Here is a 16,257-nt window from a genome sequence, read left to right as displayed (position 1 = left end):
GTCCTCCTCCGTCCCGTTTTCTCCCGTGATTCCGCCTCACACGGAGACGTGGGCCGTGTCGGCCGCGGGCGAGGTGACGGGCAGTGTGACCGTGACGGTCGTGCCGGCACCGGCCCGGGACCTGACGTCCACACTTCCGTGGTGGGCGTGGACGATGGCGCGAACGATGGCCAGCCCGAGTCCTGAGCCGCCGTGGGCGCGGCCCCGGCCGGGGTCCGCCCGCCAGAAGCGGTCGAAGACCCGCGCGAGGTCCTCCGGCGGGATACCGGGGCCCCGGTCGACGACATCGATGGTCGCGCGGGATCCGGTCCGCCCGACGGCGACATGGATGGCGCTGCCGGGCGGGGTGTGCTGGATCGCGTTGCCGACGAGGTTGTGCAGGACCTGCTGGAGCCGGGGCCGGTCACCGGTGACCAGGACCGGCAGGGGCGCGTGGAGGTGAATGGCCCGGTCCGGGGCGACGACACCGGCGTCCTGGACGACATCGGTGGCGAGGCTCCGCAGGTCCACCTCCCCTGTCTCCAGCGGCCGGCCGGCGTCGAGACGGGCGAGCAGCGACAACTCCTCGACGAGGAGCCGCATTCTGCCGACCTCGCCGTCGACCCGTTCCAGCGCCCGGTTCAGCTCGGCACCGGTGGTCAGACCGCCCTGGTGGTAGAGGTCCAGCCAGCCGGAGATGGTGGCCAGCGGGGTGCGCAGCTCGTGGGAGGCGTCGGCGGCGAAGGCGCGGATGTTGCTCTCCGCGCGGGCCTGGGCGTCGAACGCGTGGTTGACGGCGATGGCCAGACGGGCCGTCTCGGTGTGTTTCCCGTGCGTGGGGAGCCGTTGGTCCAGGGCTCCGGACGCGATGGCGTCCGCGGTGTCGGCCATCCGGCCCAGAGGGCGCAGCCCGATCTTCAGGATGAGCAGCGCGGTGGCGCCGCCCAGGACCAGCGTGAGACCGACGGTGGTGGCCTGCCCCGAGACGAAGTCCGCGACGGTGATCCGGTCGATGTCCGTTCTCATGGTGAGGATGACGGCGGAGGCCGCCACCCGCTGTTCGCCCGTGTCGACGGTCAGTCCGGCGGTGGGGATGCGCAGGGCGATCAGGTCGGGGAGGGTTTCGGTGTCGGTGAAGGAGACGGTCTGGTCGAGCCGTCCCGCTGTCAGCTCGTTGATCGTGCCGGGGACGCCTGTCCCGGCCTGCACGGCCACGGTGCCGTCGACGCTGATGACCGTGATGCCGAGGATCGGCTCGACGAGGGCGGCCAGTTGCCCGCCGTTGACCGTCTGGGGCTGTCCGTCCAGCATCCGGTGGACGCGGTCGCCGGCTTCGCTCAGGGTGACTTCCGCGCGGTGCCGCAGATAGTCGCGCAGCGTCAGGGCGCTGACGGTGGAGTTGCCGACGAGCCCGGCGGCCAGCAGGACGATGACGCCGACGAGGAGCCGCCCGCGAAGGGTGGCCGGCCGCCGGGACGCGAGCGTGGGGAGCCACGCGGGTCTCTTCATCCGGCGGGGCGGCGCAGGCTGTAACCGATACCGCGGACGGTGTGCAGCAGCGGTTCACGCCCCTGGTCGAGTTTGCGCCGCAGGTTGGAGATGAAGCGCTCGACGACGACGGAGTCACCGCCGAAGTCGTACTGCCAGACGGCTTCGAGGATCTGGGATCTGGTCATCACATGCCCGGGGTGGCTGAGGAGGAAGCGCAGCAGCCGGAATTCGGTGGGGGACAGGTCGACCCGGTCGCCGGCGCGGTGGACGGTGTACCGGCGCGCGTCGAGTTCGAGATCGGCGTAGCGCAGGATGCCGTCGTCGACGGCGCTCGCGGTGCCGCGCGAGCGGCGGATGAGGGCCTGGAGGCGGGCCCCGACCTCCACCACGCTGAAGGGTTTGGTGACGTAGTCGTCGCCACCGAGGCGCAGGCCCCGGACACGGTCCTCGACGGCGTCCCTGGAGGTCAGGAACAGCACCGGGGTGGTGACTCCGCGCGAACGGATCAGCTGGAGGACGTCGAAGCCGTCCCCGCCCCCGGGCAGGCCCACGTCGAGGACGATGGCGTCGGGAGCGTGCCGGGAGAGCCCGGCCAGGGCCTCGGGCACATCGCGGGCGAGGTGGACGTCGAAGCCCGCGTAGCGCAGGGCCGAGGTCAGCAGATCGCGGATGCCGGCGTCGTCGTCCACGACGAGGACCGTGTCCGGGGTGCTCATGGCGAGACGTCCTGGGTGAGGGCCGGTACGTCCTGGGCGGCGGTGTGGTCCGGTACCGGGAACGCCGGTTCGGCCACCGGGCGAAGCCGCGGTACGGCCGTTCCCGGCGCCGCGTCGTCGAGCCGCGCGCCCTCGACATCGAGATCGGGCAGCCAGGCGTTCAGACGGCGGGGCAGCCACCAGGCGCGGTCGCCGAGCAGCGCCAGCACGGCCGGGACCAGCGTCATCCGTACGGCGAAGGCGTCGATGAGTACGCCGACGGCCAGCGCGAGGGCGATCGGCATGATCGTGGCGTCATGGGTGAACAGGAAGCTCGCGAAGACCGCGACCATGATCAGCGCGGCGGCGGTGACCACCCGGGAGGCGTGCCGGGCCCCGCCGGTGATGGCCGCGCGCGCCCGCCGGGTCCTGACGTACTCCTCGCGGACGGCCGAGACGAGGAAGACCTCGTAGTCCATGGCCAGACCGAACAGTACGGCCATCACGATGATCGGGACGAAGCTGGCGACCGGCCCCGTCGCGGGCACCCCGAGGGTGTCGGCGAGCCACCCCCACTGGAATACGGCGACGATCACGCCGAACGAGGCGCCCACCGACAGCAGGAAGCCGATCGTGGCCTTGACGGGAATGGCGAGGGAGCGGAAGGCGGCCATCAGGAGCAGCAGCGAGAGTCCGGCCACCACGGCCCCGAACGGCAGCAGCGCGCCGCTGAGTTTGGCGGAGACCTCGATACTGACGGCCGTCTGGCCGGTCACCGCGATGTCGCTGCCCGTCCGGGCGGCGATCGGAGCGGTGCGCTCCTGGAGCCGGGTGACCAGTTCGCCGGTGGCCGGATCGCGGGGGCCGGTCTCCGGGATGACCCGCACCCGCGCGGCGGCGCCGTCGGGTGAGTAGTCGGCGGGGCCGACGCTCGCGATGCCCGGTACGGCGGCGATCTGTTCGGCGACGTCGGCACCGGTCGGCTTCAGCGTGCCGGAGGGCGCGCCGGTCACCAGGACCACCAGGGGACCGTTGGCACCGGGGCCGAACGCCTCGCTGATCCGGTCGTAGCTCTGGCGCGCCGCCGTGCCGCGCGGTTCGCCGCCGTCGTCGCTCAGGGCCAGCTGGAGGCGCGTGGCGGGGAGCGCGAGGACCGCGAGCCCCAGGGTGACCGTGACCACCGCCGGCCAGGGACGGCGTACGACGGCCCCGACCCAGCGGGCGCCCGCCGTGGGCCGGCCGCCGGGAGCGGCGGCGTGCCGGATCCTTTGCGCGGCCCGCGAGCGGGGGCCGGGCCGGAGCCGTTCGCCGGCCAGCGCCAGCAGAGCCGGCAGCAGCCCCAGCGACATGGCGACCGCGACGGCCACCGCCGCCGCGGCGCTGAGGCCCATGGAGGTGAGCACCGGTACCCCGGCGACCGTCAGACCGGCCAGCGCGATGATCACGGTCAGCCCGGCGAAGGCCACGGCGCCGCCGGCCGTCGCGGTGGCGTGGGCCGCCGCCTCCTGGACGCCGCGGCCCCGGGCCAGTTCCGTACGGTGGCGCGAGACGATGAACAGGGCGTAGTCGATGCCCACGGCCAGCCCCAGCATCACCGCCAGCGTGGGCGCCTTGTCCGAGATCCCGGCCACGGAGGACAGCCCCATCAGCCCCGCCATACTGGCCACGACCGAGGCCAGGGCGGTGATCAGGGGCATGCCCGCCGCGAGCAGCGACCCGAACGTGACGGCGAGGACGGCCAGCGCGACCAGCACACCGGCCCCCTCCATCGGTCCGACCGGAGCGCTGGACCGCTTGTAGGCGTCGCCGCCGAAGACCACGTCGATTCCGGCGGCGCGACTGCCCGCGGCGGTGTCCTCCAGCGCGTTCAGCCGCGCCGCACCGACGTCGGTGTCCTTCGGCACCGAGAACTCGACCTGGGCCACGGCCGTCCGCCCGTCCTCGGAGACGGTCCCCGTACGGGCCGGATCGCTGACCGAGGCCACCCCGGGGACGGTCGCGGCGGCGGTGAGTGTGCGCTGGAGGGCGTCGGCCTTCGCCGGGGTCTCCAGCGAGGTGCCCGCGGGCGCTTCGAAGACGATCCGCGCGGACTGCCGGCCGGAGGCGCCGAAGTGGCGGTCCATCCTCTCCAGCGCGCTCTGCGCGGTGGAGCCGGGGATGTCCGAGCTCGACTCGAAGGTGCCGGAGAACGTGAGCCCCAGGGCCGCTGTCGCGGCGATGAGGAACAGCCACGCGGCCGGCACGGCACGGCAGTTGCGCGCCGCGAACGCGCCCCAACGATGGAGCAGGGAAGCCATGGTCACAGCCTCTTTCCGGGGGTGGGGAGGGGGAGGACGTCCTCAGCAGAAGACGTCCTCATCAAAGGACGGCCGGTTGACGGCACCCCTCACCGCAGCCTGACGATTGCTTGACGGTCGTGGCCGTCGCGCCCGGCCGTCACAGCCGGCGTCACACCGGACGGCCGGGATCCGGCAGCTTCATCGCCATCAGCGGCGCGTACTGCTGACCGGCGTAGCAGTCCGAGTCGTGCGTGCTGCCCTGGACGGTGGGCCTCGGCAGCGACACCTTGACGGCGAGGGCGAGCGGGTGCGCGATGACCCGGACCTCTGAGGCGTCGGTGCCGAACAGGTCGGCGAACAGCGCGGTGGTGAGCACGTCGAGAGCCACCAGCGACCGGTAGGTGTGCTCGTCGTGGCACATGAAGTCGAAGGTGAGGGTGAACGGTCCGGCGTTCTTGGAGCGGACCAGGGAGCAGTAGTCGAGCAGGGTGGCCATCGTTATCCGATCTCCTCGGTCGTGGTGCGGAACAGTTCGGTGGGGCCGACCCCGACCGCGACATGGTTGAGGGTGAAGCGGTACAGCGGCCCCCGGTCCATCTCGGGCGGCGAGAACGGGTAGGCGATGGTGCTGACCATTCCGTCGTACTCGGGAATGGGCAGATGGGAACTGGCGTGCGCGACGAAGGTGCTCACCGCGTGCGCGGTGCTCTGGTCCGGTGCGGTCACCGTGATCAGCACGCCGAGTTCGGCGGGGGCCAGGACCGCGGGCTCCCGCGCGCCGAGGACCGCCCCGGCGCCGTAGAGCCGGTAGTCGATGTCGACGTCGGCCGGGTCGATCCGGCCGACGAACACGTCCAGGATCTTGGCGTCGAAGTAGGCGCGGGCCAGGGGCAGCAGCTCGGGGAGCCGGTCGATGACGACCTTGTCGCGGATCCCGCCGATCATCACGGTCTGATGGCCGACCAGTTGGGCGCCCTCCAGCTTGACGGTGTACTCCGGCGACGGGTGGTAGAGCGCCCCGGCGACCCGTACGGTGCGCTCGTCGACGGCCGTGTAGCGGGCATGGGTGGTGTCCAGGACCCCGGACGGTTCGGTGATCAGATACGGGTCGGCGTTCTCGTACAGGGTGTGAGCGGCGACCGAGCGCGGTGTGAGCCGGGTGCCGGGCAGCAGCGTCTCGACTTCGAAGTGATCGTCACGGAGACGGACCAGCAGCCCGTTGGCGGACGGCGGTACGGCACAGGCGGCGCCGCATTCGACGGTCTTGGCCGCGTGCCAGGCCGGCCCGGGGGCGGCGCCGTGCAGATGGGGATACGCGGCGAACAGCGCGGTGTCACTGGCCCGTCCGGCGAGGATCACGTCGCACCCCTCGCGCAGCGCCCGCTGGATGGGCTCGACGCCCATCATGGCGACGACGGGCCCCAGCCCGAAGGTGTCGCGGTCGACGGCGGGCGCGTGCGGCAGGGCACGGATCCGTCCGGCGTCCCACAGCTCCTGGAGACGGTCCGCCGGCTGGTCGGAGTAGATCAGGCCGAGGGTGAAGCGCAGGCCCTCCTCGGCGGCGATCCGGCGCAGCAGCCCGGCGGTCCAGTCCACACCGGTGTCGCGCCCGCTGGTCCCGCACGAGCCGATGATCAGCGGCACGCCCAGCTCCTGACGGGCTTTCAGCAGCAGCCGCAGATCGCGTACGACCGCCTCTGCCGACAGCTTCGGCACCCCGGATCCGAGGGCCGCGGGTCCGCTGTCGGTCGACCCGGCGTCACAGGCGATCACCTGCGGACGGGCGGCGACGCCGCGCCGGAAGGCGTCCGCGTCGAAACCCGCGCCGAGGACTCCGGTGGGCGCGAGGATACGGAATTCCATGTCAGTGGCTCTCTGTCGGAGAAGGGGGAGGTGACGAGGCGGGAACGTCCGGGGCGTCCGGGGCCGCGCGCTCATGGCCGGTACGGCCGATGCGGCTGATTCGGGTGAGGGCGAAGAGCGCCAGCGCCGCGACGATCGCGACATCGAGCAGGAGATACGCCCAGCCGGTCAGGTCGACGAGCAAGCCGACCAGGGCCGGGCCGAGAGCGGAGCCGGTGGCGTTGCCGACGCCGTACAGCGCCGTGTAGGTACCCAGGACCCTGCGGGACGGGGCGAGATCCCACAGCACGACGACGGCGTTGACCGAGAACGTGGCGTAGCCGACGGCCCCGAGCACGACGGCCGCGCTCGTCCCGAGCGGTGTACGGACCACGACGCCCAGCACCATCGCGGCGATGAACAGCACCAGTCCCCAGCGGATGAGCCGGAGCCGGCCCACCCGTCCCGCGAGCAGGGCGACGGGAAACGCCGCGATGATGAACGCGATCCCGCCCGGCAGCCCGAGCCCGCCGGCCCGGCCCTTGGTGAGCCCGAGGACCTCCGTGCCGTACGGGGTCATCAGGGCCCGTGAGGCGGCCCAGGCACCGGCCACGAGGAACACGACGGTGAGCATCCACACCCGGCTGCGGTCGCGGTCGCGCAGCAACTCGCCCAGCACATCGCGCAGCCGGGCCGATGGCGGGCCGTCAGGCGCGGCGCTGTCCGCGACCGCTTCCTGATAGGCGGGCGCGCGCCGTTCCTTGACGGTCAGTACGAGAACGCCGACGGCCGCGATCATCAGCAGCGCCGGGACCGCGAACGCCAGCTTCAGATCGTGGTCCACGAGCAGGACGCTCACCAGCGAGGAGACGACGATCGTCAGACTGGCCGCGATTCTGGTGAGCGCGTTGGCCTTGCTGCGGTGTTCGGCGGCGACGAAGTCCGGCATCAGCGCCTCGGCCACGGGTTTGTAGCTGTTGGCGACCAGCGCGTACAGGAACATCACCGTCACCAGCGCCGGGAACGAGGTGGTGAACGGAAGGGCCATGAACAGCACGGCCGCGACCGGCGTCCCGGCCACGATGTAGGGGATCCGCCGGCCCCATCGGGTGCGGGTGCGGTCGGACCGGCTGCCCATCCACGGCTGGACGAAGATGCCGAGGACGTTGTCCAGGCCCATCAGCAGCCCGATCAGGGCCGCGCTGGAGACATGATTCCTGAGCAGGGGCGGTACCTGCGCGTCATAGAAGTTCCAGGTGGACTCCTGGGCGAAGACGGCCAGTGATATCAGGGCGGGTACCCGCCAGCTGAAGGGTGTCCGGCCGGTGAGGGAGACGGGAGGGGTGCGGCTCGGCATGAAAGCTCCCGGAGAGGGTTGATCTCATGGATCGATGCTATAGCAAGTTGCGCAGAGGTTAATTTTGCTATGTGCGATGCCGGGATCGTGTAGCATCGCGGGCATGGTGGTCAAGGTCCTCGGCGAGCTGAAGAACGAAACACTGGCCGACCGCGCGTACGCCGCTCTGCGGGACGCCATCGCGGTGGGGGAGCTGGAGCGGGGGGCGCGCATCACGGAGCGCGGCCTCGCCGCCATGCTGTCCGTCAGCCCCACACCCGTACGGGAAGCGCTGCGCCGGCTTGAGCAGGACCGTCTCGTCGAGCGGACCGGGCCACGCACTCTCCGCGTCGCGGAGATCGCCCCCTCCACGCCCGAGGAGATCTCCGAGGTCGAGGCCGCGCTGCGCGGCCTCGTGGCGCGCTTCGCCGCCACGAAGGCGACCGACGCGCAACTGGACGGCCTGGACGCCCTGCTGGACGAGGCCGACGAGATCGCGGTCACGATCGACCAGCGCCATGGAGCGGGGCTCTCCGTCGCGTCACAGGTACGCGCGCTGATGGCTGTCCTGCGCTCCTTCGACGCCGCGCTTGAGAAGGCGTGCGGCAACCCCGTACTGACCGGGCTGCTCGCCCGGACCCGGGTCTTCACCCCGCAGGAGCGCGTCGAACGCACCCTGGAGCGGCTGGACAGCGCGGAGTTCGGCGCGCAGGACCGCTACCTCCAGCACCGCCGTCTCGTCCAGGCACTGCGCGCCCACGACAGCGCGGCCGCCGAAGAGCTGGCGCAGCACCATGTGGCGACGGCCCTGGCCGGCCTGCGCGCGCCGCGGGACTGAGCCGGGCGGGCCCCGCTTTCCCGGCGGGCCGTCGCGCCGGGGCCGCAGGAGAATGGCGAGGTGACTGTGGACCCGGCGCCCTCGAATCTCTCCGGCCAGACCGAACGCGGCGACGAGATGCGCACCCCGTTGCGCGACTTCCTGCGCACGGAGACGGGCAGCGCGGCCGTCCTGCTCGCCGCGGCCCTCGCCGCGCTCGTCTGGGCCAACACCGGTCCGGGTACGTACGAGGCGTTCTGGCGGACGGCGCTCTCGGTCCGAATCGGCTCCGCGGGGATCTCGCTGGGGCTGCGCGAGTGGGTGAACAGCGGACTCATGACGCTGTTCTTCTTCGTCGTCGGCCTGGAGGCCCGCCGCGAGTTCGACATGGGGGAACTGCGCGAACGGAAACGGGTCACGCTCCCGATGCTCGCCGGCGTCAGCGGCATGCTCGTACCGGTCGCCATCTTCCTCGCCTTCAACGCCGGACACGCCTCGGTGCACGGCTGGGGCGCCGCCATGTCCACGGACACGGCGTTCGCGCTGGGCATGCTCGCCGTCTTCGGCAGGCGGCTGCCGCGCGGGCTGCGGGTCTTCATCCTGACCGTCGCCGTCGTGGACGACTTCGTGGCGCTCGCCGTGATCGCGGTCGCCTACAGCGGACGCGTCCATATGACCGCGCTGATCGTGGCCGTGCTGATCTTCGGGCTCGTCCTGCTGCTGCGCACCTGGGGCGTGCGCCGGGGCGTGGTGTACGGCGTGCTGGCGGTGGCCATCTGGGTGGCGATGCTGGAGTCCGGGGTCGACCCGGTCGTCACCGGTCTGGCGATGGGACTGGTGACGTTCGCGTACCCCGCCTCGCGCAGCGATCTGGAGCGGGCGAGCGGACTGTTCCGGCTCTTCCGCGAACAGCCGACACCGGAGCTGGAACGGACGGCGCGGCTCGGGATCGCCTCGGCGATCTCTCCGAACGAACGGCTCCAGCGGATGTACCACCCCTGGACGAGCTATGTGATCGTGCCCGTGTTCGCGCTCGCCAACGCCGGTATCACCCTCGACGGAACCCAGCTGGCGCGGGCCTTCGAGTCGCCGATCACCCTCGGCATCCTGTGCGGCTTCGTACTGGGCAAGCCCCTCGGCATCCTCGGCGCCTCACTGCTGACGACCCGGCTGAGCCACGGCCGGCTGCGCCCGCCGGTCGGCTGGGGCGCCATCGCCGCAGGCGGCACCCTCGCCGGTGTCGGCTTCACGGTCTCGCTGCTGATCGCCACCCTCGCCTTCGACAGCGAACAGCTGGAGCAGGCCAAGATCGGCATTCTCGCCGCGGTGATCTGCGCGTTCGCCGCCACCTGGCTCGTCACGCGCGTCATCGGAGCGCTGCCACGGCAGCGCCGGATCCGGGCCCTGCTCGGCAGCGCCGAGGAGATCGTCGATCTCTCCGAACCGGTGGACCCGGACCGCGACCATGTGCGCGGACCCCGCGAGGCACCGGTGACCGTGGTCGAGTACGGCGATTTCGAATGCCCGTACTGCGGGCTGGCCGAGCCGGTCATCCGCGAACTGCTCGCCGATTTCGGGGACGTCCGGTACGTCTGGCGGCATCTCCCGCTCAACGACGTCCACCCGAACGCCCAGCTCGCCGCGGAGGCCGCCGCGGCAGCGGCGGAACAGGGCGCCTTCTGGGAGATGCACGATCTGCTGCTCGGCCGCCAGGACGCGCTGCGCCCCGCCGATCTGCTCGGCTACGCGGAGGAGCTCGGGCTGGACACCGGCCGGTTCCACCGGGATTTGCGGTCGCACAAGGGGTCCGCGCGGGTCGCCGAGGATGTCGAGAGCGCCGATACCAGCGGTGTGTCGGGCACTCCCACGTTCTTCGTCAACGGACGACGCCACCAGGGCGCGTACGACATCGACGCCCTCACCGCCGCCGTACGCGCCGCGAAGGCCCGGTCCGTCCTGGCCGGGCCTCCCTGACCCGGCCGGTCAGCCGGGCCCGCCCTCGCCGGCCGGCGGCTGACGCCCGGTAAGGATGAGGCGTACGTCATCGGCCTCCGCGAGACGTCTGATGATCAGCAGCGCGGCCAGACTCGTGGAGTCGCCCGTCATGGCGGGGTCGCAGTGCAGCTCCAGCCGGCTCACGCCCCGGTGGGTACGCAGCAGCTGCCGTACGGTGTCCACCACTTCGTACGAGGTCTCGTCGTCCATCGCGCCGTCGAGCCTGACCTCGACCGTGTCGGACCGGGGGGTGGTGACGATGATGGTCAGCGGATCAGGAGGAGAAGAGGTCATAGGGGCATACCGGGCGTCCTGGCGAGGTGATTCTCGGCACTGCGGCCCAGCACCGTGGTCGTACGCAACGGTCCTCCCCCGGAGCGCGGGGCGCAATCCTTTCCAGGCGGGATCGATCCATCCGCGAGTGAACCTGTCCTGACCTGGCGTTTGTCCATGGAGCAGCACACCACCGCGGAGGTGCGGCGCGGATCGGCCCGCCGGTTGTCGCATATGCTTCCCGCCGGAACGGCGCTGGTCGAACGGCGTCGCCGGGTGAGGGGGTGGAGTGTGGTCGAGTTGCCCGTGGGCCTGTCGGCGCGTACCGCGCGTACCGCGCGGGGCCGTCGTACCGCCGGGATAGTCTCCACGCCCCCGCCGCCCCCCGACGTGTCACAGAGCGCCGCCGCCGTCGCACGCGACTCCCTCTGGTCCGTCGACGCGGAGATCCTGCTCGTGGAGGACGACGCGGGCGACGCGCTGCTCGTCGAGGAGATGCTCACCGACAGCGATCTCGACTCCTCTTTCACCTGGTGCCAGTCACTGGCCGAGGGACAGCGCTTCCTCGCCGGCCGCACCACCCCCGTCTGCGTCCTGCTCGATCTGCATCTGCCCGACGTGCACGGCGTCGATGCCGTCACCCGTATCCTCCGCACGTCCCCGGACGCCGCCATCGTGGTTCTCACCGGCATGGCCGAGGGCGAAACGGGGCTCGCGGCCGTGGCCACCGGCGCGCAGGACTATCTCGTCAAGGGGCGGATCGACCCGGAGGCGCTGGGCAGGGCCGTCCGCTACGCCCTCCAGCGCAAGCAGGTCGAACAGGCGACCGCCGCACTGCGCGCGAACGAGCTGATGGCCAAGGAGAACGCCCGGCTCGAACGCGGGCTGCTGCCCGTTCCGCTGCTGCGCGGAGACGACTTCGAGGTGATCGCCCGGTACGAGCCCGGACGTGCCCACGGTCTGCTGAGCGGTGACTTCTACGACGTCGTCCAGACCGAGGACGGCACGGTGCACGCGGTGATAGGGGACGTTTCGGGGCACGGCGCGGCGGAAGCGGCCCTCGGGGTCTGTCTGCGGGTCGCCTGGCGTACGGCCGTACTGTGCGGGACCGAGCCGCAGGACCTGGTCCCGCTTCTGGAGGAGATCCTCGTCGCCGAACGGTCCGACCACCATCTCTTCACCACGGTCACCTCCCTCGTCTTCCCGCCCGGTGGCCGTGAGGTGCGGGTCGTGCGCGCGGGCCACCCCGGTCTGCTCGTACGGCATCGAGGCGAGGTCCGCTGGGAGGAGCCGCCCGTCGGCATGGCGCTCGGACTGCTGCCGGGCACGGGAAGCTGGACCGAGACCGCGCTTCCGCTGCCGCCCGGCGGCCAGGTGGTGGTCTTCACCGACGGCCTGTTCGAAGGGCGTACGGGTCCCTCGACCAGGCTCGGGGAGGACGGCCTGCTCGCACTGGCCGGGCGGCACAGCGCGCTGCCGGCGAACGCCTTCGTGGACACACTGATCGAGGAGGCCGCCGAGGGCGCGGCCCCGTACGGCGGGCTCGCGGACGATGTGGCCGTCCTCCACCTGGGCTGGGGCGAAACAGGGAGAGCGAGTACGACATGGTGAGTACGACCCCCCGCCGGCCCCCGGTATGGCGTGATACGAGCGCCCGGCTGTCGGTGCAGGGCTGGATGCGGCTGATTCTGGCGGCCCTGGTGCTGGTGGTGTGCGGCTGCACCTTCATCGGCGGGGTACTGCTGTCCAGGACGAACGACCGCACCAATGAGATCGTCGACCATATCCAGCCCGCCCGCTCCACCGCGTTCCAGCTGCAGAAGTCCCTGCTGGACCAGGAGACCGGCGTGCGCGGCTTCGCGCTGACCGCCGATCCGTCCTTCCTCACGCCGTACGAGCAGGGCCGCCGGGACGAGCGGACGTTCACCCGGCGTATCGACTCCATCCTGGCGTCCGACTCCCGGCTGAACGCGGACCTCGCCCGCATCACCCACGCCGCGGAAAGGTGGCGGCGCGAGGCGGCCGAACCGCTCATCGCGTCCGTACGGACACGGGGCGCCGAGGCGGCCTCCGCGGACCGGGTGACGCGGAGCAAGGAACGGTTCGACGAACTGCGTGATCTCTTCGCCATACAGCAGAGCCATCTCGACACGGCCAGGGACCAGGCGCGGGCGGAGCTCAACGACGCCCGTTCGCTGCGCGACGCCGTGTTCGCCGCGATCCTGGCCGTCTTCGTCCTGGCGGTGGTGGGCCTCGCCCTCGTACTGCACCACATGGTCGGCCGGCCGCTGAACGCCCTGCGGACCGCGTCCGACGGCGTACGCGACGGGGCGTTCGACCGGCGCATCCAGGTCGGAGGCCCCTCCGATCTCCGTGCCGTGGGCGCCGCAGTCGAGGACATGCGCGCGCGCCTGGCCGACGAGATCGCCGCGACGCGCACGCGAGAGGCCCTGCTCGCGGAACAGGCCGAGGAACTGCGCCGCTCGAACTCCGAGCTGGAGCAGTTCGCGTATGTCGCCTCGCACGACCTCCAGGAGCCGCTGCGGAAGGTCGCCTCCTTCTGCCAGCTGCTGGAGAAGCGCTACGGCGATCAGCTGGACGGCCGCGGCAAGCAGTACATCGACTTCGCGGTCGACGGCGCCAAGCGCATGCAGGTGCTGATCAACGATCTGCTCACCTTCTCCCGGGTGGGACGGGTCCATGACACGTGGCGGACCGTGCGGCTCGACGCGTCCCTGGACCGCGCGCTGGCCAATCTGGCCCTGGCGATCGAGGAGGAGGACGTCACGGTCGTACGGGACGGCCCGCTGCCCGAGGTGACCGGCGATCCGACCACACTCACCATGCTCTGGCAGAACCTGGTGGGCAACGCGATCAAGTTCCGCAGGCCCGACGTACCCCCCCGGATCACCATCGGATGCGCACGCGACGGCGACATGTGGCAGCTGACCGTCTCGGACAACGGCATCGGTGTCGCGCCCGAGTTCGCCGAGAAGGTCTTCGTCATCTTCCAGCGGCTCCACGCCAGGGACGAGTACGAGGGAACCGGCATCGGTCTCGCGCTCTCGCGCAAGATCGTCGAGTTCCACGGCGGCCGGATCCGGCTGGATCCGGGGCCGGAGGAGGGCACGCGTATCGCTTTCACGCTGCCCGTCGTCGAAGGAACCGGCGAATCCGGGGAACCGGTGACAACGGGGACGGAGAAGCCGGAGGAGCCGAGCCCCGAAGGAGAACGGAAAGAGTCACGGAACCCCGAGCTGTCCGCGGACGAGCGGGCCGGTGACGGCGACGTACCAGCGACCACCCCACCGGGAGCCACCTCATGAACACCACGAGCGGACCGCACGCCTCCGTACAGCCGATCGAGGTCCTCCTCGTGGAGGACGACGCGGGCGACGAGCTGATGACCCGTGAGGCATTCGAGGACAACAAGATCCGCAACAACCTCCACGTGGCACGCGACGGGGAGGAGGCCCTCGACTTCCTGTACCGGCGCGGTGGACACGAGAACGCGCCACGGCCGGATCTCGTCCTGCTCGACCTCAATCTGCCGAAGTACGACGGACGCCAGGTGCTGGAGCGGATCAAGACGGATCCCGACCTCGCGCACATCCCCGTCGTCGTACTGACCACGTCCTCCGCCGAGGAGGACATCCTCCGCAGCTACAAACTGCACGCCAACGCGTATGTGACCAAGCCGGTCGACCTGGATCAGTTCATCGCGGCGGTCCGGCAGATCGACGAGTTCTTCGTGAGCGTGGTGCGGCTGCCCGGACGTACGTGACAGCCTTCACGGAACCGGTGAGCATACCGACGGCGTGTGGGGGCATAAGGGAATCCAGAAGGGGGCCCCGACCGCCCTCACAGGTGCGCGGGGAAGAGCTATGAACGAACGGTCCATCAACGGTGCCGCATTCACGGATTCCGTGCGGCCACTGCGCAAGGCTGCTGAATTCAGCGGCGAGCCCGGCTGTATCGCCGCGGCCAGGCTGCTCGCCGTCCGCTTTCTGCAGCAGCTGGAGGCGGAGTGGTTCGCCGCGCTCGGCGAGCGCACCACAGGGGATCTGCTGCTCGTCGTCAGCGAGCTGGTCACCAACGCCGAGCGGCACAGCCATGGGCCGTATCTGCTGGAGCTGGAGGGCACGGACCAGCAGGTGCTCGTCACGGTGTACGACAGCAGCACGACCCTCCCGCACCGCTACGAGCAGGACCCCGGCCGGCTGGGGGGACACGGTCTGGAGATCGTCCACGCGCTGGCCGACCGCCTCAGCGCCGAGCGGGTCCCGGTCGGCAAGCGCGTCCAGGCCGCGTTCGACCTGGAGCGCCGCCGGGTGTCGACCTGACCCGCGCGGCCCGTTCCCCGTTCTCGACCCGTCCCCCGTTCTCGACCCGTCCCCCGTTCTCCCGCCCCGCTACTCCTCCGCCCTGCCGAACCAGTCCAGGCAGAGCACCAGCGCGTCGTCCGTCGACTCGGCCTCGCGGTAGGCGGCCAGCTCCCGGAGCACCGCGCGCGGCACCATCGCCGCGGGCAGCAGACTGGTCGAGCTGATCGCCCGCGCCAGTGCCCGTTCCCCGTAGACCTCTCCCTGTGGCGATTCCACCGCGTACACCCCGTCACTGACGAACAGCAGCCGGTCACCCGGCATCACCTGGAACGTCTGCGCCACATAGTCCGACTCCTCGAACATGCCGAGAGGCAGCTGCGCGTCGAGCGCGACGCGCTCCACGGTCTTGCCCCGCTGCCGCCACAGCTGCGGCGAACCGGCGTCCACCGCCTCGACCCGTCCCGTGGCGAGCTCGAACCGGAGCAGCAGCGTGGAGACGTACGACGCGCCCCGGTGCTGCTCGTACAGCGCCTGGTCCGCCAGCGACGCCTGGTCCGCGATTCCGATCCCGGCCCGGCGGGCATTGCGCAGGGCGTTGACGGCGAGATTGGTGAGCAGGGACGCCTGGATCCCCTCGCCCATTCCATTGGTCACCGCGAGCGTCAGCTCGTCGGCGTCCGCCGCCCAGTCGAAGTTGTCACCGTGGATGGCGTAGGCGGGCTCCAGCTGCGCGCCGATGGCGTACTCCCGCGCGGTACAGGCCCGCGCCGGGAGCAGCTCCCACTGCATCTCGGCCGCCAGCGTCAGCCGGGCCGTCCGGCGCGCCCGCTGGTAGAGATCGGTGTCCCGCTCGGCCACCAGCAGCTCGTGGCCGAGCAGCTCGGCCACCTGCGCCAGATCCTCCACGGTGTCCGGGGTGGACCGGTCGCCCGGCAGCCGGACCGTGAGAATGCCGAGCCGCTCGCCACGGACGGTGACCGGCAGATGGTGATCCACCGCGTCCCCGTGCCGCACCTGCCGCTCGCGCGGCTCCTGGCTGCCGAAGGCCCGGCCCTCCGGGGAGTTGTCCGGTGACAGCGTCGGTGACGGTGACCCCGGTGCGGCGTGGCCGGTGACCGCGTCGACCCGCTGGAGCACCGTGAGTCCGTAGTCCGCGAGATAGAGCTGTACGGATGTCGCGCCGTATGACGTGGCGAGGGCGCCGCGGAGCGCGTCCAACAGAGCA

Annotated in this window: 14 protein-coding genes; 6 read left to right on the top strand and 8 right to left on the bottom strand. The window is 71.3% G+C overall.

What is annotated here, in order from left to right; all coding sequences use genetic code 11:
- Positions 1-36 precede the first annotated feature (36 nt).
- The 6 genes from ACZ7LS_RS17775 to ACZ7LS_RS17750 form a co-directional block, all read right to left on the bottom strand.
- Positions 37-1,488, bottom strand: coding sequence for a sensor histidine kinase (locus tag ACZ7LS_RS17775; RefSeq protein WP_382515775.1), 1,452 nt, complete (start codon positions 1,486-1,488; stop codon positions 37-39).
- Entirely contained in the window at positions 1,485-2,186 is a 702-nt protein-coding gene (locus ACZ7LS_RS17770) for a response regulator transcription factor (protein WP_385132721.1), read from the bottom strand. The genes ACZ7LS_RS17775 and ACZ7LS_RS17770 overlap by 4 nt, the downstream gene beginning before the upstream one ends.
- The gene (locus ACZ7LS_RS17765) at positions 2,183-4,462 is read right to left on the bottom strand and encodes an MMPL family transporter (protein WP_385132718.1); all 2,280 of its coding nucleotides are present in this window, start codon (positions 4,460-4,462) and stop codon (positions 2,183-2,185) included. The genes ACZ7LS_RS17770 and ACZ7LS_RS17765 overlap by 4 nt, the downstream gene beginning before the upstream one ends.
- Positions 4,463-4,613: 151 nt before the next feature.
- Positions 4,614-4,940 carry a DUF4387 domain-containing protein gene (locus ACZ7LS_RS17760; protein WP_382515783.1) on the bottom strand — a complete coding sequence of 109 codons (327 nt, stop codon included), beginning with the start codon at positions 4,938-4,940 and terminating at the stop codon, positions 4,614-4,616.
- A gap of 2 nt (positions 4,941-4,942) precedes the next feature.
- The gene (locus tag ACZ7LS_RS17755) at positions 4,943-6,307 is read right to left on the bottom strand and encodes an acyclic terpene utilization AtuA family protein (protein WP_385132714.1); all 1,365 of its coding nucleotides are present in this window, start codon (positions 6,305-6,307) and stop codon (positions 4,943-4,945) included.
- Between the two features lies 1 nt (position 6,308).
- Positions 6,309-7,643, bottom strand: a complete 1,335-nt coding sequence (locus tag ACZ7LS_RS17750; RefSeq protein ID WP_385132712.1) for an MFS transporter — start codon at positions 7,641-7,643, stop codon at positions 6,309-6,311.
- A 103-nt stretch (positions 7,644-7,746) separates the two neighbouring features.
- Between ACZ7LS_RS17750 and ACZ7LS_RS17745 the strand changes: the two genes are divergently transcribed.
- Together ACZ7LS_RS17745 and nhaA are read left to right on the top strand one after the other, a co-directional pair.
- Entirely contained in the window at positions 7,747-8,460 is a 714-nt protein-coding gene (locus ACZ7LS_RS17745; protein ID WP_382515790.1) for a GntR family transcriptional regulator, read from the top strand.
- A 117-nt stretch (positions 8,461-8,577) separates the two neighbouring features.
- Positions 8,578-10,413, top strand: coding sequence for a Na+/H+ antiporter NhaA (gene nhaA / locus ACZ7LS_RS17740; protein WP_385132801.1), 1,836 nt, complete (start codon positions 8,578-8,580; stop codon positions 10,411-10,413).
- Between the two features lie 9 nt (positions 10,414-10,422).
- Here the strand turns inward: nhaA and ACZ7LS_RS17735 are convergent, their stop codons facing one another.
- Complete coding sequence (locus ACZ7LS_RS17735; RefSeq protein ID WP_382515793.1) at positions 10,423-10,728, bottom strand: STAS domain-containing protein; 306 nt, start codon at positions 10,726-10,728, stop codon at positions 10,423-10,425.
- A 156-nt stretch (positions 10,729-10,884) separates the two neighbouring features.
- On the opposite strand from ACZ7LS_RS17735, the gene ACZ7LS_RS17730 reads away from it, so the two are divergent.
- The 4 genes from ACZ7LS_RS17730 to ACZ7LS_RS17715 all read left to right on the top strand — a co-directional run bounded on the left by ACZ7LS_RS17730 (position 10,885) and on the right by ACZ7LS_RS17715 (position 15,050).
- Positions 10,885-12,318: a PP2C family protein-serine/threonine phosphatase gene (locus ACZ7LS_RS17730; RefSeq protein ID WP_382665244.1), complete on the top strand. Its 1,434-nt coding sequence runs from the start codon at positions 10,885-10,887 to the stop codon at positions 12,316-12,318.
- On the top strand, positions 12,312-14,033 hold the full coding sequence (locus tag ACZ7LS_RS17725; protein ID WP_382665243.1) for a sensor histidine kinase: 1,722 nt from the start codon (positions 12,312-12,314) through the stop codon (positions 14,031-14,033). Before ACZ7LS_RS17730 ends, ACZ7LS_RS17725 begins: the two co-directional genes overlap by 7 nt.
- Positions 14,030-14,491, top strand: a complete 462-nt coding sequence (locus tag ACZ7LS_RS17720) for a response regulator (RefSeq protein ID WP_382515801.1) — start codon at positions 14,030-14,032, stop codon at positions 14,489-14,491. The genes ACZ7LS_RS17725 and ACZ7LS_RS17720 overlap by 4 nt, the downstream gene beginning before the upstream one ends.
- 100 nt (positions 14,492-14,591) lie before the next feature.
- Entirely contained in the window at positions 14,592-15,050 is a 459-nt protein-coding gene (locus tag ACZ7LS_RS17715) for an ATP-binding protein (protein ID WP_382515804.1), read from the top strand.
- A 69-nt stretch (positions 15,051-15,119) separates the two neighbouring features.
- Here the strand turns inward: ACZ7LS_RS17715 and ACZ7LS_RS17710 are convergent, their stop codons facing one another.
- A complete protein-coding gene (locus ACZ7LS_RS17710; protein ID WP_382515807.1) occupies positions 15,120-16,250 on the bottom strand; it encodes a PP2C family protein-serine/threonine phosphatase in 1,131 nt (376 codons plus the stop codon).
- Between the last annotated feature and the right edge of the window lie 7 nt (positions 16,251-16,257).

The sequence above is a fragment of the Streptomyces sp. NPDC039430 genome, from assembly GCF_055639435.1.
This window is presented reverse-complemented; position numbering and strand designations above follow the sequence as displayed.